This window comes from Cupriavidus sp. PET2-C1, assembly GCF_054515855.1.
In genome coordinates this window covers 2410718-2437358 of the sequence record NZ_CM137260.1, presented here as the reverse complement: position 1 = coordinate 2437358, position 26641 = coordinate 2410718, and the positions used below count along the sequence as shown (strand labels likewise).

At 66.1% G+C, this 26641-nt stretch carries 24 protein-coding genes; 8 read left to right on the top strand and 16 right to left on the bottom strand.

What is annotated here, in order from left to right; genetic code table 11:
- Positions 1-96: 96 nt before the first annotated feature.
- The 4 genes from ACX12D_RS30910 (at position 97) to ACX12D_RS30895 (ending at position 4031) form a co-directional block, all read left to right on the top strand.
- A complete protein-coding gene (locus tag ACX12D_RS30910) occupies positions 97-1305 on the top strand; it encodes a CaiB/BaiF CoA transferase family protein (protein ID WP_459374822.1) in 1209 nt (402 codons plus the stop codon).
- A gap of 69 nt (positions 1306-1374) precedes the next feature.
- A complete protein-coding gene (locus tag ACX12D_RS30905; protein ID WP_441639848.1) occupies positions 1375-1836 on the top strand; it encodes a MaoC family dehydratase in 462 nt (153 codons plus the stop codon).
- A 19-nt stretch (positions 1837-1855) separates the two neighbouring features.
- On the top strand, positions 1856-3016 hold the full coding sequence (locus ACX12D_RS30900; RefSeq protein WP_459374821.1) for an acyl-CoA dehydrogenase family protein: 1161 nt from the start codon (positions 1856-1858) through the stop codon (positions 3014-3016).
- 13 nt (positions 3017-3029) lie between these two features.
- Positions 3030-4031, top strand: a complete 1002-nt coding sequence (locus tag ACX12D_RS30895; RefSeq protein ID WP_459374820.1) for an acyl-CoA dehydrogenase family protein — start codon at positions 3030-3032, stop codon at positions 4029-4031.
- 35 nt (positions 4032-4066) lie between these two features.
- On the opposite strand, the gene ACX12D_RS30890 is transcribed toward ACX12D_RS30895, so the two are convergent.
- Positions 4067-4741: a TetR/AcrR family transcriptional regulator gene (locus ACX12D_RS30890; protein ID WP_459374819.1), complete on the bottom strand. Its 675-nt coding sequence runs from the start codon at positions 4739-4741 to the stop codon at positions 4067-4069.
- A gap of 99 nt (positions 4742-4840) precedes the next feature.
- Between ACX12D_RS30890 and ACX12D_RS30885 the strand changes: the two genes are divergently transcribed.
- Positions 4841-6277 (top strand): protoporphyrinogen/coproporphyrinogen oxidase, encoded by a 1437-nt coding sequence (locus ACX12D_RS30885; RefSeq protein WP_459374818.1) that lies wholly within the window; start codon positions 4841-4843, stop codon positions 6275-6277.
- Positions 6278-6292: 15 nt separating this feature from the next.
- On the opposite strand, the gene ACX12D_RS30880 is transcribed toward ACX12D_RS30885, so the two are convergent.
- From ACX12D_RS30880 to ACX12D_RS30840, 9 genes are all read right to left on the bottom strand, one after another.
- Positions 6293-7819: a SpoVR family protein gene (locus ACX12D_RS30880; RefSeq protein WP_309406016.1), complete on the bottom strand. Its 1527-nt coding sequence runs from the start codon at positions 7817-7819 to the stop codon at positions 6293-6295.
- Positions 7820-7907: 88 nt separating this feature from the next.
- Positions 7908-9185, bottom strand: a complete 1278-nt coding sequence (locus ACX12D_RS30875; protein WP_459374817.1) for a YeaH/YhbH family protein — start codon at positions 9183-9185, stop codon at positions 7908-7910.
- A 37-nt stretch (positions 9186-9222) separates the two neighbouring features.
- A complete protein-coding gene (locus ACX12D_RS30870) occupies positions 9223-11145 on the bottom strand; it encodes a PrkA family serine protein kinase (protein ID WP_318235460.1) in 1923 nt (640 codons plus the stop codon).
- Positions 11146-11566: 421 nt separating this feature from the next.
- Positions 11567-12754, bottom strand: a complete 1188-nt coding sequence (locus ACX12D_RS30865; protein WP_459374816.1) for an acyl-CoA dehydrogenase family protein — start codon at positions 12752-12754, stop codon at positions 11567-11569.
- A 74-nt stretch (positions 12755-12828) separates the two neighbouring features.
- Entirely contained in the window at positions 12829-13608 is a 780-nt protein-coding gene (locus ACX12D_RS30860) for an enoyl-CoA hydratase/isomerase family protein (protein WP_459374815.1), read from the bottom strand.
- Positions 13609-13668: 60 nt separating this feature from the next.
- Complete coding sequence (locus tag ACX12D_RS30855; protein ID WP_459374814.1) at positions 13669-14655, bottom strand: Bug family tripartite tricarboxylate transporter substrate binding protein; 987 nt, start codon at positions 14653-14655, stop codon at positions 13669-13671.
- Between the two features lie 39 nt (positions 14656-14694).
- Positions 14695-16374, bottom strand: a complete 1680-nt coding sequence (locus ACX12D_RS30850; protein WP_459374813.1) for a long-chain fatty acid--CoA ligase — start codon at positions 16372-16374, stop codon at positions 14695-14697.
- A gap of 123 nt (positions 16375-16497) precedes the next feature.
- Complete coding sequence (locus tag ACX12D_RS30845; protein WP_459374812.1) at positions 16498-17490, bottom strand: Bug family tripartite tricarboxylate transporter substrate binding protein; 993 nt, start codon at positions 17488-17490, stop codon at positions 16498-16500.
- Positions 17491-17531: 41 nt separating this feature from the next.
- The gene (locus ACX12D_RS30840) at positions 17532-18536 is read right to left on the bottom strand and encodes a tripartite tricarboxylate transporter substrate binding protein (protein ID WP_459374811.1); all 1005 of its coding nucleotides are present in this window, start codon (positions 18534-18536) and stop codon (positions 17532-17534) included.
- Positions 18537-18871: 335 nt separating this feature from the next.
- On the opposite strand from ACX12D_RS30840, the gene ACX12D_RS30835 reads away from it, so the two are divergent.
- Positions 18872-20050 (top strand): AraC family transcriptional regulator, encoded by a 1179-nt coding sequence (locus tag ACX12D_RS30835; protein WP_459374810.1) that lies wholly within the window; start codon positions 18872-18874, stop codon positions 20048-20050.
- A gap of 147 nt (positions 20051-20197) precedes the next feature.
- Here ACX12D_RS30835 and ACX12D_RS30830 read toward each other — a convergent pair whose 3' ends face one another.
- Both ACX12D_RS30830 and ACX12D_RS30825 read right to left on the bottom strand, forming a co-directional pair.
- A complete protein-coding gene (locus ACX12D_RS30830) occupies positions 20198-20632 on the bottom strand; it encodes a universal stress protein (RefSeq protein WP_174423784.1) in 435 nt (144 codons plus the stop codon).
- Positions 20633-20668: 36 nt separating this feature from the next.
- A complete protein-coding gene (locus tag ACX12D_RS30825) occupies positions 20669-20887 on the bottom strand; it encodes a YdcH family protein (protein WP_441639861.1) in 219 nt (72 codons plus the stop codon).
- 485 nt (positions 20888-21372) lie between these two features.
- Between ACX12D_RS30825 and ACX12D_RS30820 the strand changes: the two genes are divergently transcribed.
- Complete coding sequence (locus ACX12D_RS30820) at positions 21373-21825, top strand: helix-turn-helix domain-containing protein (protein ID WP_459374809.1); 453 nt, start codon at positions 21373-21375, stop codon at positions 21823-21825.
- An 11-nt stretch (positions 21826-21836) separates the two neighbouring features.
- Positions 21837-22136, top strand: coding sequence for a hypothetical protein (locus tag ACX12D_RS30815; protein WP_459374808.1), 300 nt, complete (start codon positions 21837-21839; stop codon positions 22134-22136).
- A 353-nt stretch (positions 22137-22489) separates the two neighbouring features.
- Here ACX12D_RS30815 and ACX12D_RS30810 read toward each other — a convergent pair whose 3' ends face one another.
- From ACX12D_RS30810 to ACX12D_RS30795, 4 genes are all read right to left on the bottom strand, one after another.
- Positions 22490-23734 carry a CaiB/BaiF CoA transferase family protein gene (locus ACX12D_RS30810; RefSeq protein ID WP_459374807.1) on the bottom strand — a complete coding sequence of 415 codons (1245 nt, stop codon included), beginning with the start codon at positions 23732-23734 and terminating at the stop codon, positions 22490-22492.
- Positions 23731-24594: a MaoC/PaaZ C-terminal domain-containing protein gene (locus ACX12D_RS30805; RefSeq protein WP_459374806.1), complete on the bottom strand. Its 864-nt coding sequence runs from the start codon at positions 24592-24594 to the stop codon at positions 23731-23733. The genes ACX12D_RS30810 and ACX12D_RS30805 overlap by 4 nt, the downstream gene beginning before the upstream one ends.
- Before the next feature lie 4 nt (positions 24595-24598).
- Positions 24599-25513, bottom strand: a complete 915-nt coding sequence (locus ACX12D_RS30800) for an SDR family NAD(P)-dependent oxidoreductase (protein ID WP_441639885.1) — start codon at positions 25511-25513, stop codon at positions 24599-24601.
- Between the two features lie 92 nt (positions 25514-25605).
- Positions 25606-26607: a tripartite tricarboxylate transporter substrate binding protein gene (locus tag ACX12D_RS30795; protein WP_459374804.1), complete on the bottom strand. Its 1002-nt coding sequence runs from the start codon at positions 26605-26607 to the stop codon at positions 25606-25608.
- Positions 26608-26641 lie beyond the last annotated feature (34 nt).

Below are 26641 nucleotides of genomic sequence, written 5' to 3'. Positions count from 1 at the left end.
AGCGACCCGCCTGATCTACCCTGTGGCATCTGGCGCGCGCCCGGGCACCCGGCCCGGCGCAAGCCAGGCACAAGAACAGACAGGAGACACCCAGGCATGTTGCCCCTCTCAGGCATCCGCGTCATCGACCTGTCCACGGTCGTGATGGGCCCTTACGCCAGCCAGTGGCTGGCCGACCTCGGCGCCGAAGTCATCAAGGTGGAGCCCCCCGAGGGCGACTCCACGCGGCGCACCGGCCCGGCCGCCGAGGATGGCATGTCGGCCATCTTCCTGGGCGTGAACCGCAGCAAGAAAAGCGTGGTGCTCAACCTCAAGCTGCCCGCGGCGCGGGCCGCGCTGGAGCGCCTGCTGGCCAGCGCCGATGTGTTCATGCACAGCATGCGCCCGCAGAAGCTGGCCGGCCTCGGGCTGGACCCCGCCGACGTGATGGCGCGCCACCCGCGCCTGGTCTACGTGAGCTTGCTGGGCTTTGCCGAGGATGGCCCCTATGGCGGCCGCCCGGCCTACGACGACATCATCCAGGGCCTGTCCGGCAATGCCGCGTTGATGGCCGCGCAGACCGGCACCATGCGCTACTTCCCCACCATCGCGGCCGACAAGACCAGCGGGCTGGTGGCGGCGCTGTCGATCTCGGCCGCCATTGCCGGGCGCGAGCGCCAGGGCGGCAAGGGTGCGCTGGTGGAAGTGCCGATGTTCGAATCGATGGTGGCCTTCAACCTGGTCGAGCATCTCTATGGCCAGCACTTCGAGCCGCCGCGCGGGCCCACCGGCTATCCGCGCGTGCTGGCGCCGCTGCGCCGGCCCTACCAGAGCGCCGACGGCCACGTCTGCATGATGCCGTACACCGATGCCCACTGGCGCGACTTCTTCACCGCCGCGGGCCGGCCCGACCTGGCCGCCGACCCGCGCTTTGGCGGCATCGCCGCGCGCACGCAGCATATCGAAACCCTCTACGAGCTGACCGGCGAGATCGTGCGCACGCGCACCACCGGCGCCTGGCTGGCGCTATGCGAAACGCTGCAGATCCCGGTGGCGCGGGTCAACCAGCTCGCGGAACTGGTGGATGACCCGCACCTGCGCGCCACCGGCTTCTTCGACACGCTGGACGACCCGGCCATGGGCACGCTGCGCTTTGCCGGCGCGCCGGTGCGCTTTGACGGCCAGCGCGCGGCGAGCGCGCTGCCGCCACGCCTGGGTCAGCACACCCGCAGCCTGCTTGGCGAGGCAGGCCTGAGCGGCGAGCAGATCGATGAGCTGGGCCGCACCGGCGCGGCCTATTGTGCGTCGCCGGCCACTAATGCCTAACCCTGCCGCATTCCCGCTCCTAACATAAAGGAAGCCGGCCGCCGATGGCGGCCCTCACCAGGAGACGCCGTGCCCCATACCCAACTACCCCGCCTCGGCCAGGGCTTTTATTGGCAAGACATCAAGGAGGGCCAGGCCTTCCAGACCTTCCGCCGCACCGTGACCGAGACCGACCTGATCAACTTCATTTCGGTCACCGGCATGCTGGAGGCGATCTTTATCGAGACGGGCTATGAAGGCGGCGCCATCCATGGCCGGCCCGTGCCCGCCGCGCTGACCTACGCCATGATCGAAGGCTTCATCCTGCAGACCATGATCCAGGGCACGGGGCTGGCCATGCTGGAGCTGACGCAGAAGATCCACGCCCCGGTGATGGTGGGCGACACCATCTGGGCCACGGTCACGGTGACCGGCATCCGCCCGACTTCGCGCAACGGCCGCGCCGTGGTGGACTCGGACATCGAAGTCTTCAACCAGCGCCATGAGCGTGTCATGACTTATTCCGCCCGGCGCTTGCTGGCCGGCCGCTAGCCACACGGAGACTCCCGTCTTGACTTCACTGCCCAGCACGTTCCAGCTGACTGCCTTGCCGCCGGCCGCTGCCGCCTTCCGGCGCGAGGTGAAGGCATTCCTGGCCGAACACCTGCCAGCCCTTGCGCCCGAGGTCCGCGCCCGTTCATGGATGGGCTTCGACGCCGGTTTCAGCCGCGCGCTGGCGCGGCGCGGCTGGGTGGGCATCACCTTGCCCGCGCAATATGGCGGCGCCGGGCTCGATCCGTTCTCGCGCTTCGTGCTGGTGGAGGAACTGCTGGCGTGCGGCGCGCCGGTCTCGGCCCACTGGATCGCCGACCGCCAGAGCGGGCCGCTGATCCTGCGCTACGGCAGCGACGCGCAGAAGGCGTTCTACCTCCCGCGCATCTGCAAGGGCGAGGCCTTCTTCTGCATCGGCATGAGCGAGCCCAACGCCGGCTCCGACCTGGCCAGCGTCGCGACCCGCGCGGTGCCGCAGCCGGATGGCGGCTGGCGCTTGAACGGCCGCAAGATCTGGACGACCAATGCCGATCGCTGCCACTACATGCTGGCGCTGGTGCGCACCTCCGGCACGGGCGAGGACCGTCAGCGCGGCTTGTCGCAGGTCATCATCGATCTCTCGGCGCCGGGCGTGACCGTGCGCCCGATCCGCGACCTGGCCGGCGACGCACATTTCTCCGAAGTCAGCTTCGAGGACGTGATGCTGCCTGAGGCGGCGCTGGTGGGCCGCGAAGGCAGCGGCTGGGAGCAGGTCAACGCGGAGCTGGCCTTCGAGCGCAGCGGGCCGGAGCGGCTGTATTCCAGCGTGGTGCTGCTCGATACCTGGATTGCGGCGCTGCGGCGCGCGCCGCCCGCGCGCCGCGACACCGCCACCATCGGCCGGCTGGCAGGCAGGCTGGCGGTGCTGCGGGCCATGTCGCTGGCGGTGACCGCCCGGCTTGCCGCAGGCGAGAGCCCGGTGGTGGAAGCCGCGCTGGTCAAGGACCTGGGCACGGAGTTCGAGCAGGCCATTCCGACGCTGGCGCAGGCCGCGCTGGGCGACGACCCGCGCCTGGCCGCCGATCCCGACCTGTACCGCACCCTGGCCTACGTCAGCCAGGTCGCCCCGTCCTATTCGCTGCGCGGCGGCACGCGCGAGATCCTGCGCGGCATGATCGCCCGGGGCCTTGGCCTGCGCTGAACCGGAGTTCCCCATGCATAACGCTTACTCGGACGCGCTCGACAGCCTGCTGCGCGACTGCTGCACGCCCGCCGTCATCCGCGCCATCGAACGTGGCGAAGATCACCTGGCCCTGTGGCAGTCACTGCAAGACAGCGGCTTTGCCGATTGCCTGCTCCCCGAGGCGGCCGGCGGGGCGGGCTTGCCGCTGGATGAACTGGCGCCGGTGCTGTTCGCGCTGGGCCGCCACGCGCTGCCTTTGCCGCTGGGCCAGACCTTGTTCGCGCGTGCGCTGCTGCACGCTGCCGGGCTGGCGGTGCCGGCCGAGCCCATCGCGCTGGCGAGCTTCGACATGGAAGACAGCGCCACGGATGCGGTTCTCGTGGCCGGCGGCGCGCAGGCGGCCTGGTTCCTGGTGCAGGAAGGCACGCAATGCCTGTTGCTGCCACGCGCCCGCGCGCAAGTCCGCCCGACCGGCGCCCATGCGGATCTGGCGGTGGTGCTGCCGCGCCCTGCATCGGACGGATTGCCACGATTTGCGCTGCCCGCGGGCACGCTGCGCCAGATCGGAGCTGCCCTGCACGCTGTGCAGCTGGCCGGCGCGATGTCGCATGTGTTCGACATGACACTGCGATATGCCAACGACCGCCAGCAGTTCGGCCGCGCCATCGGCAAGTTCCAGGCCATCCAGCACCAGATCAGCGTGATGGCGGAACATGTCACCGCCGCGCGCATGGCCGCGCAGATCGCCTGCGCCGCCGGCGGCTGGCTGCCAGACCCACTGCGCGCGGCCATCGGCAAGCTCAACGCCAGCGAAGCGGTCACGCCAGTGGCCGCCATCGCGCATGCCGTGCACGGCGCCATCGGCATCACCGAGGAGTACGACCTGCAGATCTACACCCGTCGCCTGCATGCCTGGCAGCTGGCGGACGGGTCGCAGACTTACTGGGCAAGGGTGGTAGGTGAGGCGGTGTGCGGCCAGCCCGGAACGGGCGTGGTCGATCTGGCGCGAAGCTGGAGCACCGACGCGGCCTGAGCCCCGGACGGGACCGGGGCCGGGGCCGGCCAGGATCAGCAGGCGTCGGGCTCGCGCTGCAGCAGGCTCCAGCACAGGCGAACCAGCTCGTCCTCCAGGGCCGGGCTGCCGAGCAAGGGCGAGCGCTCCAGCGCGGCCGAGCGCACTACCCCGAACAAGGCCCGCGTGAGCGCGAACATCTGGGCCGGGGCGGGCAAGCGCAGCGCGCTCATGCCCAATGCCTGCAACTGCGCACCGATCCGTTCGCTGGCCAGGCGCAGCGCCGCCACGGCATCCTCGTCGCGATCATGGCGCCAGGCCAGGCGGGCCAGGGCGCGGCTATGCGCATCGTAGCCGCCAAAGCTGAGCACATAGGCCTGCACATAGGCCCGCAGCGCGGCGCGCGCGGCTTGCGGCTCCGGCAGGCCCGCCGCTGCCGGCATGGCGGCCAGGCGTTCGGCCAGCATCGTTTCCAGGGCCACCATGGCCGCCTCGCGCTGTTGCTCGATCAAGGCGCGGCCAATCGCCGCGCGGTCGGCAAAGTACTGATAAAGCGAGCCAACCGAGACCCCTGCCAGCGCAGCGATCTGCTCGGTGGTGGGCTCGGGCTGGGCGCGCATCTCGTGTTCGGCGAACAGTTTCGCCGCGGCTTGCAAGATGGCTTGGACGGTATGTTGCGCGCGCTGCTGCGAGGGCTGGCGGCGCTTCGGCGGTTCGGTGGCGGCAGGCATGATGGAATCTGAGGAGAAAGCGAATTGGCTGCGACGCGGCAAGCCGATAGATTGTCGCACGGTGCCCTGAGCACGGGCTAACCGGACAAGTCCCAGACCATGCACGCCACTTCCTCGCCTTCACCCGTTCCGCCTGTTCCACACTTCCCGCCCGCATCGGCGCTGCCGACGCATTCACCCGGCCCGCGCCCCACCCCCGATGTGATCGTGGCCGGCGCCGGCATTGCCGGCCTGTGCGCGGCCGACGCGCTCGCCCGTGCCGGCGCGCGGGTGCGCGTGTTCGAGGCCGCCGGGGATGTCGGCGGCCGCATGCGCAGCGAAACCCTCGGGCCGCATGGTTTCGAGTGCGGTGCACAATTCCTGTCGAGCGGCTACACGGTGCTGCCAGCACTGGCCCGGCGGCTCGGCCTGGACGGAGGACTGCAAGCCGCCAGCGACCTCAACGCGGTGGTACGCCAAGGCCGGCCGCGCCGCGTGCGCGCGCAGAGCCTGCTGGACCCGCTGCGCAGCGGCCTGCTCGGATTGCCAGCCTGGCTGGGCCTGGGGCTGGCGCTAGGCCGCGAAGGCCGCGCGCTGCGCACGCTGCCGCTCGACGACCTTGGCCAATGGGCGCGCTACGATGCGGATTCCGCCAGCGAATGGCTTGGCCAGCGCGGTTGCCGCGAGGCGCTCGCCTATGTCACGGAGCCGCTGTTGCAGGGGTTCTATTTCCTCACGCCCGAGTCGTCCTCCGCCGCGCTGATGCTGATGGCCAGCGGCTTCGGCTGGCGCCGCTGCGCCAACACTTCGCTGGCCGGCGGCATGCAAAGCCTGCCACGCGCGCTGGCGCGCACGTTGCAGGTGGAGACCGGGCGGCGGGTCACGGCGATCCGGCAACAGGACACGGGCGTGGTGGTAAGCGGCGCGGGCTTCGAAGCCATGGCCGACTACGTGGTGTGCGCCCTGCCGGCACCCATTGCCCGGCAAGCCTGGACGGGCGGCGATGCGCTGGAGCGCCGCCTGCTCGCCACGCCTTACAGCCGCACCATCAACCTGTCCTTGCTCACACGGCCGGGGTTTCGTGTGCCGGCGGCTTTGGCGGGCGTCTACGGCGTCTTGGTGCCGCGTGCCGAGCGCCGTTTTGTGGCCGCGCTGGCGCTGGACGCCGGCAAGCACCCGCTAGCGCATCCCGCCGGCGGCCATGGGCAAGTCATCCAGGTCATGCTGGAAGACCGCGCCGCCGCGGATCGGCTGGGCGCGAGCGATGCGCAGATCCTCGCCGGCGTGCTGCCCGAGGTCGAACATTACCTGCCGGGCATCTCGCGGCAATTGCAGGACTGCCTGGTCACGCGCTGGGCGCAGGCGATGCCCACGGTGCCGGTCGGCCGCGCCGCCGACGTGCTGGCGTACCGCAGCCGTGCGCCGGCATCGCGGCAACGGGTCTTCCTGGCGGGGGACTACGTGAATGCGCCCTTCACGGACGCGGCCGCGGCGACCGGCTTGTGGGCCGCGCAGGCCATCATGCGGGCGGTGTTATCCACCGCCCGCGCGGGCTGACGCTGCCATGCCCGCTCAAGCCGCCTTGCGGTGCCGGCGTTCCGGCTTGCATTCGTACTTGGATTCGCGCCGGCCATCTTCATAGGCCACTTCCAGGCGCACCGTAAAGCCCCACAGCCGCGTGACGTGGCGGATCACCTCGTCGAAGTTCTGCGCCAGCGGACGGCGGTCGTTCTGCAGGTGGCGCAAGGTCAGGGAGCGGTCTCCGCCCACATCCACATTGGTGATCTGGATGTTGGGCTCCATGTTCGACAAGTCGTACTGGTTGGCCAGCAACTGGCGGATGTTCCGGTAGCCCTCGTCGTCATGGATGGCAGTCACGCGCAGCTTGCCTTCGCGGTCGTCGTCGAGCACGGAGAACAGCTTGAGCTCGCGGATCACCCGCGGCGACAGGAACTGCAGCAGGAAGCTCTCGTCCTTGAAGTTGCGCATGGCGAAGTCGAGCGTCTTGCGCCAGTCGCTGCCGGCGAATTCCGGCGCCCAGCGATAGTCTTCCTCGGTCGGGTTCTCGCACATCCGGCGCAGGTCCTGGAACATCAGGAAGCCCACGGTGTACGGGTTGAGGCCGCTGTAGTAAGGGCTGTTGTACGGCGGCTGGTAAATCACATTGGTGTGCGCCTGCAGCAGCTCCATCATGAAGGCGTCGTTGACCAGGCCTTCTTCATACAGCTGGTGCAGGATGGTGTAGTGCCAGAACGTGGCCCAGCCTTCGTTCATGACCTTGGTCTGGCGCTGCGGGTAGAAGTACTGCGCGATCTTGCGCACGATGCGCACGATCTCGCGTTGCCACGGCGCCAGCTTGGGCGCGTTCTTCTCGATGAAGTAGAGCAGGTTTTCCTGCGGCTCCGGCGGGAAAGCAGCGTCGCGCTCGAACCCTTCATCGTCTTCCAGCGCGTGCGCGCGGTGCTTGGGCAGGGTGCGCCACAGGTCGTTGACCTGCGTCTGCAGGTAGTTCTCCCGCTCGGTCTGGCGCGCCTGCTCCTCGGCAATGGAGAGCTTCTTGGGCCGCTTGTAGCGGTCCACGCCGTAGTTCTGCAGCGCGTGGCAGGAATCGAGCAGCAGTTCCACTTCCTGCTCGCCGTAACGCTGCTCGCATTCGGCTACATAGTTCTTGGCGAACAGCAGGTAGTCGATGATGGCATCGGCGTTGGTCCAGGTGCGGAACAGGTAGTTGCCTTTGAAGAAGGAGTTGTGGCCGTAGCAGGCGTGCGCGATGGTCAGCGCCTGCATGGGCATGGTGTTCTCCTCCATCAGGTACGCGATGCAGGGATTCGAGTTGATGACGATCTCGTAGGCCAGGCCCATGTGCCCGCGCTGGTAGCTGCGCTCGGACGCGAGAAAATGCTTGCCGTACGACCAATGGCTGTAGCCCACCGGCAGGCCGGACGACGCATAGGCATCGAGCATCTGCTCCGCGGTAATGATCTCAACCTGATTGGGATAGGTGTCCAGACCGAAATCCCCGGCAATGCGTGCGATTTCGCGGTCATAACGCTGGATCAGCTCAAAGGTCCACTCCGAGCCGGTAGAGAGATATGCCATTTACGACCCCCGTTGCGGGTGAAGCTAGGGTTGCCCCTCTACCGCACTGCGGGAGAGGGGAAAACACCTGCCAAAAACCAGGGCGACCTCAGCGGCTGGATGGCCATGCCGCTTTTTTCTGGAACAGGTCATGCAGCACAGGGTAGATCTCGTCCGCACCGATGATGCGCTGCATGGCGAAGTTCTCATGCCGGTCCTTGACCGCCAGATACTCTTCCCACAGGTTCTGCGGCTCCTCCGAAGCCACTTCCACATAGGCGTAGTACTGCACCAGCGGCAGGATGGACTCGCGCAGCAAGCGCCCGCACAACTCCGAATCACCCGCCCAGTTGTCGCCATCCGAGGCCTGGGCGCAATAGATGTTCCACTGGCTGGCGGGATAGCGGTCTTGAATTACCTCGACCATCAGCTTGAGCGCGCTCGATACGACCGTACCACCGGATTCGCGCGAATGGAAGAAATCTTCCTCGTTCACTTCCTTCGCCACCGTGTGATGACGAATGAACACCACGTCGATGCGATCGTAGTTGCGCTTGAGGAAGAGGTACAGGAGCATGAAAAAGCGCTTGGCGAGATCCTTGCGGCTCTCATCCATGGACCCGGACACATCCATCAGGCAGAACATCACCGCCTGTGCCTGCGGGCGCTTTTTCAGCACGCGGTTGTTGTATCGCAGGTCGAGCTTTTCGATAAAGGGCACGCGCTCCACGCAGGCGCGCAGGTGACGCATTTCCTTCATCAGCTCCAGCGCCCGTGCCGAGTAAGGCCCGTCCTGCTCCAGCACCTCGCCATACTCCTGCTCCAGCAACGCGAGCTTTTTCTGGTAAGGACTGGACAAGGCAATGCGGCGCCCGAGCGAGCTTCGCATCGTGCGCAGGATGGACAGGTTGGACGGCGTGCCGTCGATCGAGAAGCCAGCCCGGACCTTGCGGACCTCGGCGATCTTGGCAAGGTGGCGCTTGGCCATGTCCGGCAGCGCCATGTCCTCGAAGAAGAAGTTGAGGAAATCCTCGCGCGACAGGCTGAAGACGAAATCATCCTCGCCTTCACCCGAGTCGCTCGCCTTGGAGCCGCCTCCACCCCCGCCTTGCTGCTGGCGGTCGAAGCTGTCCCCCCGGACAAATTTCTTGTTGCCCGGGTGGATCCACTCCCGCCGGCCGCCCTGGCCGTGGTGAAAAGCTGGCTCGGAGATGTCCTTGACCGGAATGGACACCTGCCCGCTTTGCTCGATGTCCATGATCTTCCGGCCGGACACCGCCTTCGCCACCGCCTGGCGTATCTGTTCGCGGTAGCGCTTGATGAAGCGTTGCTGGTTGACGGCACTCTTGTTGCCGCCGTTCTCGCGCCGATCGATGACCGTGGCCATATGCTTGCCCTCGCTTAGAGGCCTCGTTCAGGCGCCGTTACGATGATTTTCTTACGCGCAAATACCACTCCACAAGTAAGCGGACCTGCTTCGCGGTGTATCCCTTCTCAACCATGCGGTTGACGAAGTTCGCGTGCTTGTCCTGATCCTCGCGAGAGGATTTGGCGTTGAACGAGATCACGGGCAACAGATCTTCGGTGGTGGAGAACATGCGCTTCTCGATCACCATGCGCAACTTCTCGTAGCTGGTCCACGCGGGGTTCTTGCCCGCGTTGTTGGCCCGCGCGCGCAGCACGAAGTTGACGATCTCGTTGCGGAAGTCCTTGGGGTTGGATATCCCCGCGGGCTTCTCGACTTTTTCAAGTTCGTCGTTCAACGCGTTGCGATCGAGAATCTCGCCGGTGTTCGGGTCGCGATATTCCTGGTCCTGGATCCACAGGTCGGCAAACACCACGTAGCGATCGAAGATGTTCTGGCCGTATTCGGAGTACGACTCCAGGTAAGCAGTCTGGATCTCCTTGCCGATGAACTCCACGAACGGTGCGGTCAGGTACTCCTTGATGTACGACCGCAGCTTGGCTTCCTGCTCCGGCGGGAACTGCTCGCGCTCGATCTGTTGCTCGAGCACATAGAGCAGGTGCACCGGATTGGCGGCCACCTCGGTATTGTCGAAGTTGAAGACCTTGGACAAGACCTTGAAGGCGAAACGCGTGGACAAGCCGTTCATGCCTTCGTCGATGCCAGCGTAGTCCCGATACTCCTGGTACGACTTGGCCTTGGGATCGACATCCTTCAGGCTCTCGCCGTCATAGACACGCATCTTGGAGAAGATGTTCGAATTCTCCGGCTCCTTGATGCGGGTGAGCACGGCGAACTGCCCCATCATCTTCAAGGTGTTGGGCGCGCAAGGCGCGGCCGACAGCGAACTGCTGCGCAACAGCTTGTCGTAGATCTTCACCTCCTCCGACACGCGCAGGCAGTACGGCACCTTGACGATGTAGATCCGGTCGAGGAAAGCCTCGTTGTTCTTGTCGGCCTTGAAGGTTGTCCACTCGGCTTCGTTCGAGTGCGCCAGGATGATGCCGTCGAAGGGGATCGCGCCGAAGCCCTCGGTACCCTTGTAGTTGCCTTCCTGGGTGGCGGTCAGCAGCGGGTGCAGCACCTTGATCGGCGCCTTGAACATTTCCACGAACTCAAGCAGCCCGCGGTTGGCCAGGCACAGCCCGCCGGAATACGAGTAAGCGTCCGGATCGTCCTGCGGGAAATCTTCCAGCTTCCTGATATCTACCTTGCCGACCAGCGAGGATATGTCCTGGTTGTTTTCATCGCCCGGCTCCGTCTTGGAAATCGCGATCTGCGACAGCACCGACGGGCGCAGCTTGACCACGCGAAAGCGCGTGATGTCGCCGTTGAACTCATGCAGGCGCTTGACCGCCCACGGCGAGGCGATGGTGTTGAGATAGCGCACCGGGATGCCGTAGTCCTCTTCCAGGATCTTGCCGTCTTCCTCGGGCGAGAACAGCCCGAGCGGCGATTCATGGATAGGCGAGCCCTTCAATGCGTAGATGGGAATCTGCTCCATCAACGCCTTGAGCTTTTCCGCGAGCGAGGACTTGCCACCACCCGGAGGCCCAAGCAGGTAAAGGATCTGCTTGCGCTCCTCGAGCCCTTGCGCGGCATGCTTGAAGAAGGCGACGATCTGCTCGATCGTGTCCTCCATGCCGTAGAACTCGCGGAAGGCCGGATAGACCCTGATGACCTTGTTGAAGAACAGGCGGGACAGCCGAGGATCGTGGTGGGTATCCACCAGTTCGGGCTGACCAATGGCGGCGAGCATGCGCTCGGATGCGGTTGCATAGGCGGAAGGATCCTTCTTGCAGATATCCAGGTACTCCTGGATGCTGTATTCCTCTTCCTTGCGACCTTCGAAGCGTGTGGCGTAGTGGCCGAAAATGTCCATACCTCACTCCCGTCAGAGACCCGTCCGAGGCGAAGGTAGATCTACTACAACTCAAGATTTCGCGGCAGCGCTTGCGGTTCCGCCACCCCGGCTTGGCGGTGCTGCCATGTTGCGAAATCTTTACTTAATCATAGTCAAATAACGGCGAGAGCTGAGAGTCGGTTGACGAACTTTGCAATGATGCAACGAATCAGCTCGGCTCACCGTACTACCACTCCAGGCCCCACTCGCGACGGGCATTTGAACCATGTCTTGTGACACACATTACACCTTTCCGTTATTCCGTGCACACCTGCTTTTGTAACGAAACACGCGCTTTTCCCCTCGCAACCCGCGCTGGGCGGGGCTTTGCGGCCGGCATACTTCCAACGCACTACGACGTTGGCATGAGAGGCTTGCCGCATGGCCCCGCGCACACGCATCACAGCGTGCGTGCCACCAGCTCCTTCATGATTTCGTTGGAGCCGCCATAAATCTTGCTGACCCGCGCGTTCGCATACATGCGCGCGATCGGGTATTCGAGCATATAGCCGTACCCGCCATGCAGCTGCAGGCATTCGTCGATGATTTCGCAGTTCTTCTGCGAGCACCACCACTTGGCCATGGCCGCGGTGGGCGCATCGAGCTCGCCTTTCAGCAAGCGCACCATGCAATCATCCACGAACGTGGCGGCGATGGTTGCCTCGGTCTTGCACTCCGCCAGCTTGAAGCGCGTGTTCTGCATATCGATCAGCGGTTTTCCAAACACCTGCCGCTCGCGCACGTAGTCGGTGGTGAGCTCGATCGCACGCTGCATGCTCGCCACCGCACCAAGCGCGATGATCATGCGCTCCTGCGGCAGTTGCTGCATCAGCTGATAGAAGCCCTTGCCCTCCTCGTCGCCCAGCAGGTTCTCCACCGGCACGCACACGTCGTCGAAGAACAACTCGGCAGTGTCCTGGCCTTTCTGCCCGATTTTTTCCAGAATGCGGCCGCGCCTGAAGCCAGGCTGGTCCCGGGTCTCGACCATGATGAGCGAGACCCCTTTCGTGCCGGCATCGGGATCGGTCTTGGCTACCACGCAAACGAGGTCGGCGTGGTAGCCATTGGTGATGAAGGTTTTTGCACCGTTGATGCGATAGATGTCTCCGTTCTGGGTCTTCTCGCGCACCGCTCGGGTGCGTACCGACTTGAGATCCGAGCCCGCGCCGGGCTCCGACATGGCGATGGCGGCCACCATGGCGCCTGAAGCCATCTGCGGAAGCCATTTGCGCTTCTGCGCCTCGGTACCGTAGTTGAGCAAGTAATGGGCCACGATGCCGCTGTGCACGCCATTGCCCAGGCTGGTGGCGATGGCGCGTGCCATTTCGTTACAGATCACAGCCTCGTGGGCAAAGTTCCCGCCGCCGCCGCCGTACTCCTCGGGAATGCTGGCGCATAGCAGCCCAACCTCGCCGGCGCGGTTCCAGACTTCGCGGTCGATGTAGCCGCGCTCGGCCCAGCGCGCCTCGTTCGGCACCAGCTCGCGCTCCACGAAGCGGCGGACGGTGTCCTGGAACATGACCAGGTCTTCGCTCATCCAGGGCACCTTGCGGGCAGCCATCGCCATGTTCTTGTCGGAATTTCCCATGTTGTTCTCCTTGATGATTGCCGGTGTTGCGGGTGTTGCGCTGCAGCACCACGCAGTGGTTGCCGTGTAGTTGTTCAGTCGGGCCAGCGATAGCGCGGCGGCTGCTTTTCCAGGAAGCGCGAGGCGGCCTCCTTGCGGTACTCGGTGGCGAATGCGATACCCTGGCCGTCCGCCTCCATCTCCAGCATGCTGTGCAGGTCCTGGTTCAGCGAGGCATTGAGCGCCTTCTTGGTCAGCGCAACCGCTACCGGCGAGGCTTCGGTAAAGGCCGAGGCAAGCGCCAGCGCGCGCGCCTGCAGCGCCTCCGGCGCAACGATCTCCATCACGATGCCTTGCTCCAGCGCCGCTGCGGCGCTCAGTTCACGCATCGAGAACATCAGCGCCTTGGCGCGCTGCAGGCCGATCATGCGCGGCAGCGTGTAGAACACGCCGCAATCCGGGATCAGGCCCAGGCGCAGGAAAGGCAGGCCAAAGCGCGCGCGCGGCGTGGCCAGGATGATGTCGGCCACGAGAGCCAGGCTGAAGCCGGCGCCATAGGCCGCGCCGTCTACCGCCGCGATCACGGGACGGTCGAGGTGGATCAGGTCTTCCAGCCAAGGATGGATGGCCGCCAGGCGCTGGCGGCCCTGGTCAGCGCTGATTTCGCCCTGCATCGAGCTGATGTCGCCGCCGGAACAGAAATCCGTGCCCGCGCCGGTCAGGATCAGCGCGCGCACGCTGGTGTCCTGGCGCAACTGGTGCACGACCTCGCCGATCTCGCGGCGCATGGTGCCGTTCAGGGCGTTCTTGCGCTTCGGGAAGTCGAGCGTCAGGGTGGCAACCCCGTCCGCGACGGCGTAGCGAATGGTTTCCATGGCGAGCTCCTCTGGGTGGCCTCGGTGAATAAATGCTGTAGCAGTCATACGATCGGCGCCTCAGTCGAGCTGGATGTTGGCGTCGCGGACGATGCGCGCCCACTTGGGCGTGTCCGTCGCGATCACCGCGGCCAGTTCCTCCGGGGACGAGCCCACCGGCTGCAGCCCCATCGCCGCCAGCTTTTGCGAGATGTCCGGGAGCCGCACGATGCGGGCGATCTCGGTGGAGAGCCGGGCGACCACGTCGCGCGGCGTATTGGCGGGCAGGAACATCGAGAACCAGCCGCTCGGCTCAAACCCGGTGAAGCCGGCCTGTGCGAACGTCGGCACAGAGGGAATCGATTTGTAGCGCTGGCTGCCGGTGATGGCGAGGATCTTGAACTTGCCGCTATTTAGATAGCTGTTGGCCGAGGTCACATCGACGAACGCCGAATCCACCTGCCCGCCCAGCACGTCGCTCATCAGCGGCGCGGCGCCTTTGTATGGAATGTGTGCAAGGTCCACGTGCGCCTGCATCTTGAGCAGCTCGCCATGCAAATGCGACGAGGTGCCGTTGCCGTAGGAGCCGTAGCTGAGCTTGCCGGCCTTGGCCAGGGCCACGAACTCGGCAAGCGTGCTGGCCGGCACCCGGTTGGGCACCACGAACAGGTCGGAGGACCTGGCCAGCAGTGAAACCGGCGCGAAATCGCGGGCCACGTCGTACGGAATGCGCTTGTACAGGCTGGGCGACTGGATCATGGCGGTGATGCCGAGCAGCATCGTGTAGCCGTCGGGCGGCGCCTTGGCCACGATGTCGTTGCCGAGCATGCCGCTGGCGCCGGGCTTGTTGTCAACCACCACCGGCTGGCCCCAGGCCTCGGTCAGGCGCTGGCCGATCATGCGCGCGATGGTATCGGTGCCGCCGCCGGCGGGATACGGCACCACCATGCGGATGGGCCGCGCCGGATAGGTGCCCTGCGCCTGCGCGGGCCGCTGCCATCCGCCCAGCAACGCACCGCCGCCCAGCGCGGCCGCCTGGCCCAGCCAGTTTCGTCTCGATGTCTTCATGATGTCTCCCATCGTTCTCGTGGTTCTCGTTGCTCTGGTTCAGGCCACGCTGCCGGCGGCGGCCGGTTGATCCCCGCCTTGGTCCTGCTCCAGCTCCTGCAGCGCCCGCCACTGGATCTTGCCGGTGGCCGATTTGGGCAAGGCATCGACGAAGCTGACAATGCGCGGCACCTTGTACGCCGCCAGCCGCTCGCGGCACCACGCCATGATCTGCTCGGCGCTGGCCTCGGGCGTGCCGCGCGCGGCCGGCTTGAGTGCCACCACGGCCTTGACGGTCTCGCCGCGGCGCGCGTCGCGCGCGGCGATCACGCAGGCTTCGTGAATGGCGGGATGCCCGTAGAGCAGGTTCTCCACCTCCGCCGGCCAGACCTTGAAGCCGGATGCGTTGATCATGCGTTTGAGCCGGTCGCGCATGAAGAAGTAGCCTTCCTCATCCATGAAGCCGAGGTCGCCAGTGCGCAGGAAGCGCTTGCCATCGATCTCGATGAACGATTCCGCGTCGGCCTGCGGGTTGCGCCAGTAGCCGTGCATCACCTGCGCGCCATGGGTCACGATCTCGCCCAGTTCGCCCCGCGGCAGCTCGGCCAGCGTGTGCGGGTCGATCACGCGCGCGTCCACGCCGAACGTAGCGATGCCCAGGCATTCGCGCTTGGGCCGGTGGCGCGGATTGGACAGGAGGAAGGCGGCGGTCTCGGTCAGTCCGTACGCCTCCACGTAAGGCAGGCCAAAGCGCTCCTGCAGCATGGTGGCCACAGCGTCCGGCATGGCGGCCCCACCGCCGCCCAGGTAGGCAAGGCTGGAGAGGTTGCGCTCGCCGATGCCCGGCTGCGCGAAGAAATCCACCAGCATGGCGGGCGGCGCGCCCCAGGTGGAAACCTGGTAGCGCTCGATCAGGTCTGCTGCCAGCGCGCGATCCCAGCGCGGCAGCAGCACGATGGTGGCACCCAGGTAAAGCGGCGCGTGGATGCCGTTCTGCATGCCCAGCAGATGAAACATCGGCGCGACCGACAAGCACACGCTCTGCGGGCTGGCGCTGCGCCACAGCTGCGAGCCCACCGCCGCGCTCATCAGCGTGCCGTGCGTATGCATGCAGCCCTTGGGATGGCCCGTGGTGCCCGAGGTGTAGGCCAGCATGCACAGTGTGTCGTAGCCGGCCTCATGCGCGCGCGGGGCATGGCCGGCGGCGTCGGCCTGTGTCCAGGTCGCCAGCGTGGCGCCCGCGGGCGCGCAGGCGGGCAGCGGAGCGCGCTCGTAAAGCCAGGCGGGCACGCCGCCGGTGCCGCCGGCCGCCTCGAGCATGTCCCCGTACTGATGCACGATGACATGCGCCAGCCTGGCGCCATGCAGCGGCGCGATCTGCGGATAAAGCTCCGCCGCGACGAAAGCCGCCACCGCGCCGCTGTCCGCAGCCACGTGTTCGAGCTCCCCGGTCAGCCACATCGGGTTGGCTGGCACGACCACCGCCTCGGCGCGCAGGATGGCGTAGTAGGCCACGATGAACTGCGGGCAGTTCTGGCTGAACAGCATCACGCGGTCGCCCGGTGCCACGCCGCAAGCCTGCTGCAGGTAGCCGGCCATGCGCTCGATCTGCGCGTGCAGGCTGGCGTAAGAGATGCCCGTATGGAAATACTGGATCGCGGTCTTGTCCGGATAGCGCCGGGCGGCCACCTCGACGTTGTAGGCCAGGCTGGTGCGCGGCACGCACACCTCGGCGGGCATGCCTGGAGGCCAGTGGGGAGAACGGTAGGCCGGAGCGTGGGTAGCAGAAGCAGCTTGATTCATAAGAAACACAAAGTGGGAAAATTGCCGGCCGCCACCGGCCCGGCATGCATCAAGGCGGCGTTAGTCAAGACGGATGTTCCGGGTGCGGATGACCTTGCCCCAGCGCGCGTAATCGCTGCGCATGGTCTCGGCGAAGGCATCGGGCGTGCTGCCGGCAAGCACCACGCCCATGTCGTTCATGCGCGCGCGCACGGCTGGCATGGCCAGCACGCGGTTGACGTCCGAGGAGAATTTTTCTATCACCGGGCGCGGCGCGGCGGCCGGCAGCAACAGCCCGAACCAGCCCATCGAATCCATGCCCGCGATGCCAGACTCGCGAAAGGTCGGCACGTCTGGCAGTTGCGGCGCGCGCGCGGGGCCGGTCACCGCCAGCGCGCGCAGGCGGCCGGTTGCCGTGTGCGGGCGCGCGCCCATCACCGAGATGATCGCCGCGGGGATCTGCCCGCCGAGCAGGTCGTTCAGTTCCGGCGCCTCGCCCTTGTACGACACGTGGGTCATGTCCAGGCCCGCTGCCTCGTTGAACACTTCGCAGTAGAGATGGCCGCTTGAGCCGGTGCCGTAGGAGCCATAGTTGAACTGCTTTGGCCTGGACTTCACCAGCGCGATGAACTCGGCCAGCGTTGTGGCGGGCACCGAGTTGTGCACCGCGAACACCAGGCTGGTGGTGCCAAGATTGGACACCGGGGCGAAATCGCGCACCGGGTCGAAGGGCGCCTTGGCGTAGAGGCTGGGGGCCTGGACCAGCGTGGTGATGGTAAGCAGCGCGGTATGGCCGTCGGCATCGGCCTTGGCCACGGCGTCGGCGCCGATCATGCCGCTGGCGCCCGGGCGGTTTTCCACCACGATGGGGCGCTGCCACATCTTGCCAAGCGGCTCGGCAATGGCGCGTGCCAGCACATCGGTGGCGCCGCCCGCGGGGTAGGGCACCACCAGCCGCACGGGCTTGGCCGGGAAAGCGCCGGCACGCGCCGGGCTCAGCCCCAGGCCCAGGCCGCCGGCGGCGAGGGCACCGGCTCCGATCTGCTGCAATGCCTTGCGGCGCGTGTGCTGCATCGCTGCTCCTGAGAAAGAGAGAGTTGGGAATTGCCGCGGGCTCAGTCGAGCCGGATATTGAGTTTGCGGATCACGCCGTTCCAGTAAGCCTGGTCGGCGCGCGCCACCTCGGCGAACTCCATCGGCCGGGTTCCTTTGACGATCACGCCAAGGTCGGTCATGCGCTGCCGGATATCGGGCGTGGCCAGGATGGCGTTCACGTCCGCCGACACCTTGTCCACGATCGGCCGGGGCGTGCCGGCCGGGGCAAACAGGCCGAACCAGCCGGGCCCGTCCAGGCCGCTGTAGCCCAGTTCCTGGAAGGTCGGCACCTCGGGCAGCATGGGCGCCCGGGTGTTGCCCACCACCGCCAGCGCGCGCAGGCGGCCGGTGCGCACATGCGGCTTGATGCCCATCACGGAGATGGTGCCCACCGACACCTGGCCGCCCAGCAGGTCGTTGAGCAGCGGCGCCTCGCCTTTGTAGGGGACATGGATCATGTCCAGCCCGGCGGCGCCGGTAAACACTTCCATATAGAGGTGCGCACCGCTGCCGGTACCGTAGGTGCCGTAGGAATACCCTTTCGGCTTGCCCTTTGCCATTTGCACCACCTCGGCGAGGCTGCCCGGCATGGACGAACTGGCGGCCAGCACCAGGTGCGAAGTCGCCAGCTCCGACAGCGCGACCAGGTCGCGCATCGGGTCGAAGGGTGGCTTTGCATACTGGCTGGGCAACTGCACCACGCTGGTCAGCGTGAGCAGCAAGGTGTAGCCATCGGCAGGCGCCTTGGCCACCGCATCGGCACCGATCATGCCGCTGGCGCCCGGGCGGTTTTCCACCACCACCGTGCGCTGCCACTGCTGGCCCAGCGGCGCGGCAATGGCGCGGGCGAGCACGTCGGTGGCGCCGCCCGCCGGATAAGGCACCACCAGCCGCACCGGCTTGGCGGGGTATCCGGTGGGCACGGCGCCTTGCGCGAGCGCGCTGGTGATCCCGGAGATGCTGCCGCCAGCGGCCAACGAGGCCGCGCCAAGCCGTAACAGGGTCCTGCGACGTTCTATCTGCATCCTGCTTCTCCCCTCGTGAACCGCCATGCCGCGCCCTGCGGGTGCGCAGGCCGGCAAGGGATGAGATTGCGCGATGGTGCACTGCGTGGACAATGACCTTTCGGCCCAAAATGATTGGCCGAATCGTTCAGGGAAAAGCCTGCCTTTGGTAAATCCGGATTGTGCTGGGGCGCAGCATCGGATTAACTGGCGCACATAGCCGGCGCAGAACCGGCAGCGGTCCGGCGAGCCCGCCCGTTGCGCTGCACTGCAGCGATGCAGCGGTGCACTGCAGCGAGATGCCGCCCAGGGTAGATCCGGAACAGGACCGGGGAGTCCGTTGAGACGAGGAGACCATGCAAATCGCCGCACTCAGGGCATCCGCACCGCCATCGATGACGGTGCCGCTCAGTTCGCTCCCGCCAGGCACACCGGGCGCAGCTGGCGCGCCAAACACGCGCCAGCAAGAGGCGCCACGCGCCGACGCCGCCCAGCCGCCCACGCGCCACACCATTTCCGTGCTGCAGCTGCACCATATCGTGCAAGGCGCACGCCGCCTTGGCTGCGACATCGACGCCCTGCTGCGCCGCGCCGCCATTTCGCCCGCGCTGCTGCAGTCGCCCAACGCGCGCGTGAGCGAGGGCCAGTTTGCCGCGCTGATGCGCTCGATGCGGCGCGTCACGCGCGACGAGTTCTGGGGCTTGCTCAGCCGGCCCGTGGCGCCGGGCGTGTTCGCCCAGGCCTGCCAGGCGTTGATCCACTGCGCCACGCTGGAAGACGCCATGCGCGCCGGGCTGAACCAGTATCGCCTGCACCTGGCCGATTTCGTGCCGCGGCTGCAACAGCGCGACGGCCGCGCCACCCTGCTCCTGCTGCCTCGCGCGCCCGCCACGGCGTGCCGCCAGTATGCGGAGTCCACCTTCGCCTTCCAGGCATACGGGGTGGCCAACTGGCTGGTGGCGCAACGCATTCCCCTCGCCGGCGTCGACCTGGCCGCCCGCGCGCCCGAACCGGCGCGCGGGCCATCCCGGCTCACCGACACCGAACGGGTGTTCAACACCCAGGTCCGCTATGGCCAGCCGCACACGGCCTTGCATTTCGACGCCAGCTGGCTGCGCTTGCCCGTGGTCCAGGACGCCAGCAGCCTGCGAGCCTTCCTGAACGACACGCCGCGCAACCTGCTCACCCGCTACCGCGATGACTCCTGCCTGGCCGATCGCATCCGGCGCCACCTGCGCAGCCACCTCGATGACGAACTGCCCTCGCTGGAACAAATGGCCGAGACCCTGCGGCTGACGCCGCAAACCCTGCGCCGCCGCCTGCGCGACGAAGGGCGCGGCTACCAGAGCATCAAGGACAGCCTGCGCCGCGACGCGGCCATCGCCTTCCTGGAGCACACGGACCTTGCACTCCAGCAGGTAGCCCTGCGCGTGGGGTTTTCAGAACCCAGCACGTTCCATCGCGCGTTCAAGAAATGGACGGGCGTGGCGCCGGGCGAATACCGGCAGCGGCAGATGATGGAGTCCGCGGCCTGAGTGCCTGGGCGCGGCAGATGAAGATGAAGATCCCGTCGAGTCGGCGGTGAGCGCTCGGGTCGGCGGGATCCGTGTGGCGCAGGGAGATTGCGCCGCTAGTGCGTCGCAACAAATCACAAATCCAGAATCACAAATCCCCTGGCCGGCTTAGCGGAACACCAGCACCGGAATATCGCTATGCGTCAGCACCTTCTGGGTCTCGCTGCCAAGCAGCAGGCCGCTGATGCCACGCCGCCCATGCGACGCCATGAAGATCACGTCGCAGCCCAGTTCCTTCGCCATGCCGATGATGCCCCGATAGGGCGCGGACGCAATGGACGTAGCGCCCGAACACGGCACGCCGGCCAGTGCCGCGGCCGATTCCACCTTGGCCAGCTCCTCGCGCGCCGCGGCCTCGATGCGATGCTCGAAGACCGACTTCTTCTCGTGGCCCGCGTCGCTGGACATCAGGAACGGATACTCCTCGAGGCACATATACGGGGTCAGCTTGGCGCCGGTCGTCCGCGCGAACTCGACGGCGGCCGGGAAAGCCTTTTGCGAGAGTTCCGATCCGTCGATGGGGAGCAGGATATGTTTGAACATGGGATGACCTTTCGATTGGCGGATTTGAAATGGGCTTCAGGAAGCCGAGACCTTGCGCAGGATGACGTAGAGCTGGTCCTTCAGGTGCAGCTTTTCCTTCTTGAGGATCTCGATGGCGGTGCCGTCTGCGGGAACCTTTGCCGCCTCCATGTTCTTGATCTCATGGTCCAGTTCGTTGTGGCGGGTGAACAGCCGCGCAAAGTGGGCGTCCTGGGTCTTGAGGATGGATATCTGATCGCGGAATTCAGGAAACATGGGCCTCACCTTGGATGGGAGTTGGGACGCTGGGGAGTTCAGGGACATTGTGCCGTTAACCGGGCACGCGAGGCTTGATATGGATCATGTCCGGTGGGCTGGGAACCCGGCGAGGGAACCGCTCTTGCCGGATGGCCTTATCCCGGGCCTCGCCATGCCTGATTGCAATTGACCGGCCGTCCATAGCAACAAAAGTTTTCTGGACGTCACGGGAATAGCGCCTGATAGTTCGATCTAAAAAAAGAGCCCAGTCTCGATCCATGGGCAGAAAGATGCACGCGACTCCACAGGACTTGCAAATTATCGGAAATAACCAATAATGAGGAGGTGCCTTGTCTTTCTTCATACCGGGTTCTGACAGCGTTCTTCACCATCGTTGGTCCGGTCAGGTCAGGCTCGATGCTGGTCGTGCTCGCCGTCGACACGAACGCCGCCCGGGGAGAGCGCCATGCGAAGGAACGTACCTAGAGGCAAAGGAGCGCATCATGGCCAAAGATGGCAAGAACGTTTTGAATCCCGATTCGTTCGAGAAGTTTCGCAAACGGGCTCTCGACAAGCCTGAGACACGCCGCGCCTATCTGGCGGAAATGCAGAAGCTCGACGAAGATCCCGATACGCGGTTTGCGGTGGCCGGCCGGGTCGGAAGCATCCTGCGCGCCGCGCGCCAGAAGAGCGGCAAAACACAGGCGCAGCAATCTGCCGACAGCGGCATGCTGCAATCCGAGATCAGTCGGATCGAGAACGGCGGCGGCTCACTCGGGCCCTCGATGGAAACGATCGTGAATTACGCTCACGCGCTAGACATGGAGGTCGTATTGATGCTGAAGCCGCGTGAAGCCAAACTGCCTCTTGAACTGGTCGAGCCTGCCGATGAGTCAGCCGATGAAGCGAAGGCCGTGTCGGATATGAGCAGGGTACGGCTGTGGGGTGTCTTTTGATTGCGCACGCCATGGCGAATTTCTTCGGGCACTGGACGGAGATCGTCATCGAAGGCATGACCTTGCTCAGCGTCATTCTGATCTGGCGTCCCGCCGCGCGCATGACCCGGCGCCTCAGGGGCGCAATGATCGCCAAGGGCATACCGAACGACCTGGGGGTTGTATCCGACAAGGCGCGATACCAGCGCAAGGCGTTTGTAGCCGCCGCACTGTCGTGGGAGCCACGAGACAGCCAGCAGCTGATTTGCGGGCTGCTGCTCGCCATCGTGGTCTCGGCCGTCAAGATTGGCCTGATGCTGTTCGGTTCCTGACGGCTGGCGGCACCAGGCGGTGGAGTGGGGTAGAACCTTGCAAATGCCCCTGCAGTTCTCCAGAGTTTGCTGCCACCCCGCTCCCATGCGTAGGAGCGGGGCCAGGGTTCCGGCGGCCAGAAACGATCTCCGATGCATTCGTGCTCCTTGACTTTGGCGGCGGGCCAAGCCGCCCGCCGGACTCCCGCGGGGGCGCGGGCTGCATGCGTGGAGGCAAGTCCACGCCGAGCACGATGCTATGCGAGCCGGAGTACGTCAGGATTGGGAAATTTCATCTTATGCGCCGCCGTCCGCAGACCGATGGTACGCACCCCGGCTGCTGCACCTGGGCAACGCGTCCGCCGGAACCGGCCTCAGATCAAGCCTTGTTCGCGCAGGGCGGCGATCCGAGCTGCCGACATGCCCAGCACGCCCGAAAGCACCGCCTCGGTATGTTCCCCCAGCCGGGGCGGCGCCGCGTCATACCTGACCGGCGTAGCCGAAAGCCGCAACGGGCTCTTCACCGTGGGACAAACCCCGCCGTCGCTGCGCACCATATCCACCTGCAGTTCACGGTACCTGACCTGCGGATCCTCCAGCACCTGCGCATAGTCGTTGATCGGCCCGCAAGGAATCCCTTCGCGCTCCAGCGCTTGCACCCAATGCGCGGTCGTGCCAGTGCGCATATGGGCTTCGAGCAGCGGCACCAGCACATCGCGATTGACGATGCGCCCGGTGCCGGTGGTGAAGCGTTCGTCCGTGGCAAGGTCCGGGCGCTCCACGCCCCGGCAGTACCCTTGCCATTGCCCGTCGTTGCCAGCGGCCACGATCATGTAGCCATCCGCCGTGGCAAACACGTGGTACGGCACCATGTTCGCATGCGCATTGCCGAAGCGCTGTGGCGTCTTTCCGGTGATCTTCTGCGCCAGGATTGGCGTCGCCCCGATCGCCACCACGGCATCGAGCAGCGCCATATCGATGCGCTGCCCCTCGCCGGTACGCTCGGCATGGCGCAGTGCCGCCAGCACGGCCACGGTGGCATACATGCCGGTGAGCATGTCGACCACGGCCACGCCGACCTTCTGCGGGCCGCCGCCGGGCAGGTCGTCACGCTCGCCGGTGATGCTCATCAGGCCGCCGATGCCCTGGAAGATGAAGTCGTAGCCGGGCTTGTGCGCGCTCGGGCCCTCCTGGCCGTAGCCGGTGATGGAGCAATAGACCAGCGCCGGGTTGATGGCCTTGAGGCTGTCATAGTCCAGGCCATAGCGCTTCAGGTCGCCGACCTTGTAGTTCTCCAGCACGATCTGCGATTTTGCCGCCAGCTCGCGCACGATGGCCTGCCCTTGCGCGCTGGCGATATCCAGCGTGACCGAGCGCTTGCCGCGGTTGGCGCCGGCGTAGTAGCTCGCATCGCGCGAGGGCTTGCCGTCGCCGTCGGGCAGCCAGGGCGGGCCCCAGGAGCGGGTGTCGTCGCCCACGCCGGGGCGCTCGACCTTGATCACCTCGGCGCCGAGGTCGGCCAGGTTCTGGGCGCACCAGGGGCCGGCCAGGATGCGCGAGAGGTCCAGCACACGTACGCCGTCGAGCGCGCTCTTCATGGTTGTTGCCCTTGTTGTCATGCACGGAACTCCGCTACGCCGTTGCTGAGCACGGTGACGTCGCGCGCGGGCACGCGGGCGTCGAACAGCACGCGCCCACCGCCTTCGCGCCACATGCGCACTTCGAGGGTTTCGCCGGGAAATACCGGGCGGGAAAACCGTACATTGAGTTCGAGCAGCTGATCGCCGTCGCCGTTGGCGAAGGTATCGACCAGCGCGCGCGCCGCCACGCCATAGGTGCACAGGCCGTGCAGGATGGGCGCGTCGAAGCCCGCCGCGCGCGCCACTTCCGGATCGGCATGCAACGGGTTGGGATCGGCATTGAGGCGGTACAACAACGCGGCCTGCGGCATGATCGCCTGGCTGCGAACCGCATCCGGCGCGCGGGCCGGTGCTGCCGGCAGCGCTTCGGGCGCGGTATCGCCCTGGCCAAAGCCGCCATCTGCGCGGCAGAAGGTGGTGTGGTTCACGGTGGCCAGTTCGGCGCCGGTGGCTGCATCCACCAGCGTGCGCTCCACGATCACGAGCGCGCCCTTGTCGGCGCCTTTGTCGATGACATGGGTCACCCGTGCACGCGCACGCACGGTGCCGGACACCGGCAGCGGACGGTGCAGGCGCAGGCGCTGCTCGCCGTGGACGATGCGCACCCAGTCGATGCCGCTTGCCGGGTCCTGCATCCAGAAGCCGGGATAGGCCAGCACCACGGCCTGCGTTGGAAAGGCCTTGAGCTGCGCTTCATAGACGTAGCGCAGCTGGCGCGGATCGGTGGGCTGCTCGCCCAGGCCAAGACCCAGCGCGTAGAGGATGGAATCCTTCTCGCCGTAGGTTTGCGTGACCTCCGGAAAGTCCCAGTTCTTGATACGGTTGTAGTCGAGCGGCATAGCGTCAGATCGGGTCCCAGCTGATCACGTCGGGCGAGCGCTCGAGCTTGTAGAAGCTGTTGCGCATGGCGGGGATAGCGATCTCGGCAATGGATTCAGGGGTCCAGCCTTCGCTCATGTGGACCGAGCGCACCGGACGCGGCTGGCTCATCAGCATGATCTCGTTGGCGCGCACGGCAAAGATCTGCGCGTTGACTTCATGCGCGGCATCGCTGGCGAGGAAGGCGGCCATCGGCGCGACCTTGTTGGCTTCCATCTTTTGCAGCTTGGCGACGCGCGCCTTTTCTTCCGGGGTCTCGGAGGGGATCGAGCTGGTCATGCGGCTCCAGGCGAACGGCGCGATGCAGTTCGAGCGCACGTTGAAGCGAGCCATGTCCAGTGCGATCGACTTCGACAGCGCGGCAATGCCAAGCTTGGCGGCCGAGTAGTTGGCCTGGCCCAGGTTGCCGATCAGGCCGGAGGTGGAAGTCATGTGCACGTAGGCGCCGCTCTCCTGGTCCTTGAAGTGGTTGGCGGCGGCGCGGCTGACAAAGAACGTGCCGTTGAGGTGGACGTCGATCACCGAGCGCCATTCTTCCTCGTTCATCTTGAAAAACATGCGGTCGCGCAGGTTGCCGGCGTTGTTCACCACGGCATCGATGCGGCCGAAGTTGTCGATCGCGCATTGCACGATCGCGTTGGCGCCCTGCCAGCTCGATACGCTGTCGGTGTTGGCTACCGCAATGCCGCCGGCGGCGACGATCTCGTCGACAACGCGCTGCGCGGGGCCGGCATCGCCGCCTTCACCTGTGAGCGATACGCCGATGTCGTTGACCACCACCTTGGCGCCGGCCTTGGCCAGTTCCAGCGCAACGCCGCGCCCGATGCCACCACCCGCGCCGGTCACCAGCGCTACCTTGCCTGCCATCACTCCACTCATGTTCATACCCCTGTCTACACCTTTGTTTGCTCGGCGGCCTGGCACGCGCCAGGCCGGGTTTTGGTTGATCTCTTCTGGTTGATCTCTATCTCTTATTCCAGGCGTGCGCCCGAGTCCTTCACGACCTTGCTCCAGCGCGCGATCTCCGCATCGATATGCGCGCCCAGCGCCGCCGGCGTGGAACCCACCGGCTCATAGCCGTTGGCGGCCAGGTTCGCGCGCAGCTCGGGCTGGGTCAATACAGACGCGATCTCCTTGCTGAGCCGCTCGACAATGGCGCCCGGCGTGCCGGCCGGCGCCAGCACCGCGTACCAGCCATTGATGTCGAAGCCGGGCACACCGGCCTCGGACAGCGTGGGCACGTCCGGCGCCAGCGTGGCGCGCCTGGCGCTGGTCACGGCCAGCGCCTTGAGGCGGCCGCTGCGGATATGCGGCATCGAGGTGGAAATGCTGTCGAAGGTCAGCTGCACCTCGCCAGCCAGCATGGCGTTGACCACCTGCGCGCTGCCCTTGTACGGCACGTGGGTCATCTTGACGCCGGCCAGGCTGTCGAACAGCTCGCCGGCCAGGTGGCCCGTGTTGCCGTTGCCCGCGGAGGCAAACGTGAGCTGCCCCGGCGCGGCCTTGGCCGCGGCGATCAACTCAAGCACGGTCCTGGCCTTCAGCGAGGGGCTGCCGGCCAGGATCAGCGGCAGGTTGGCCACCAGCGATACCGGCGCGAAATCCTTGCGGGTGTCATACGGCAGCTTGGGATAGAGGCTGGCATTGATGGCATGCGCGGCCAGCACCAGGATCAGCGTGTTGCCGTCCGGCTTGGCACGCGCAAGTTGTTGCGAGGCGATGGTGCCGCCGGCGCCGGGCCGGTAGTCGAGCACCACGGGCTGGCCCAGCCGCTCTTGCAGCTTGGCCGCCACGGGGCGCGCCAGCAGGTCGGCGCTGCCACCCGGCGGATAAGGAATCAGCAACTGGATCGGCTTGTTGGGCCAGGTGTCGGCCAGCGCCGAAGCGCTCGCGCCCAGCAGCCCCACTGCGAGCGGGGCAATCAGCACGGCCTGTAGCCATGACCTGCGGTGGCGCGCTTTCCGTGTTTCCATGCCTTGCCCTCTCGTTGTGTCGTGCTGTGTTGTG

Coding starts and splice junctions, on each gene's coding strand:
- ACX12D_RS30910 (WP_459374822.1), top strand. CDS start 97: ATGTTGCCCCTCTCAGGCATCCGCGTCATCGACCTGTCCACGGTCGTG.
- ACX12D_RS30895 (WP_459374820.1), top strand. CDS start 3,030: ATGCATAACGCTTACTCGGACGCGCTCGACAGCCTGCTGCGCGACTGC.
- ACX12D_RS30890 (WP_459374819.1), bottom strand. CDS start 4,741: ATGCCTGCCGCCACCGAACCGCCGAAGCGCCGCCAGCCCTCGCAGCAG.
- ACX12D_RS30885 (WP_459374818.1), top strand. CDS start 4,841: ATGCACGCCACTTCCTCGCCTTCACCCGTTCCGCCTGTTCCACACTTC.
- ACX12D_RS30880 (WP_309406016.1), bottom strand. CDS start 7,819: ATGGCATATCTCTCTACCGGCTCGGAGTGGACCTTTGAGCTGATCCAG.
- ACX12D_RS30875 (WP_459374817.1), bottom strand. CDS start 9,185: ATGGCCACGGTCATCGATCGGCGCGAGAACGGCGGCAACAAGAGTGCC.
- ACX12D_RS30870 (WP_318235460.1), bottom strand. CDS start 11,145: ATGGACATTTTCGGCCACTACGCCACACGCTTCGAAGGTCGCAAGGAA.
- ACX12D_RS30865 (WP_459374816.1), bottom strand. CDS start 12,754: ATGGGAAATTCCGACAAGAACATGGCGATGGCTGCCCGCAAGGTGCCC.
- ACX12D_RS30860 (WP_459374815.1), bottom strand. CDS start 13,608: ATGGAAACCATTCGCTACGCCGTCGCGGACGGGGTTGCCACCCTGACG.
- ACX12D_RS30855 (WP_459374814.1), bottom strand. CDS start 14,655: ATGAAGACATCGAGACGAAACTGGCTGGGCCAGGCGGCCGCGCTGGGC.
- ACX12D_RS30850 (WP_459374813.1), bottom strand. CDS start 16,374: ATGCCCGCCGAGGTGTGCGTGCCGCGCACCAGCCTGGCCTACAACGTC.
- ACX12D_RS30845 (WP_459374812.1), bottom strand. CDS start 17,490: ATGCAGCACACGCGCCGCAAGGCATTGCAGCAGATCGGAGCCGGTGCC.
- ACX12D_RS30840 (WP_459374811.1), bottom strand. CDS start 18,536: ATGCAGATAGAACGTCGCAGGACCCTGTTACGGCTTGGCGCGGCCTCG.
- ACX12D_RS30835 (WP_459374810.1), top strand. CDS start 18,872: ATGCAAATCGCCGCACTCAGGGCATCCGCACCGCCATCGATGACGGTG.
- ACX12D_RS30830 (WP_174423784.1), bottom strand. CDS start 20,632: ATGTTCAAACATATCCTGCTCCCCATCGACGGATCGGAACTCTCGCAA.
- ACX12D_RS30825 (WP_441639861.1), bottom strand. CDS start 20,887: ATGTTTCCTGAATTCCGCGATCAGATATCCATCCTCAAGACCCAGGAC.
- ACX12D_RS30820 (WP_459374809.1), top strand. CDS start 21,373: ATGGCCAAAGATGGCAAGAACGTTTTGAATCCCGATTCGTTCGAGAAG.
- ACX12D_RS30815 (WP_459374808.1), top strand. CDS start 21,837: ATGGCGAATTTCTTCGGGCACTGGACGGAGATCGTCATCGAAGGCATG.
- ACX12D_RS30810 (WP_459374807.1), bottom strand. CDS start 23,734: ATGACAACAAGGGCAACAACCATGAAGAGCGCGCTCGACGGCGTACGT.
- ACX12D_RS30805 (WP_459374806.1), bottom strand. CDS start 24,594: ATGCCGCTCGACTACAACCGTATCAAGAACTGGGACTTTCCGGAGGTC.
- ACX12D_RS30800 (WP_441639885.1), bottom strand. CDS start 25,513: ATGAGTGGAGTGATGGCAGGCAAGGTAGCGCTGGTGACCGGCGCGGGT.
- ACX12D_RS30795 (WP_459374804.1), bottom strand. CDS start 26,607: ATGGAAACACGGAAAGCGCGCCACCGCAGGTCATGGCTACAGGCCGTG.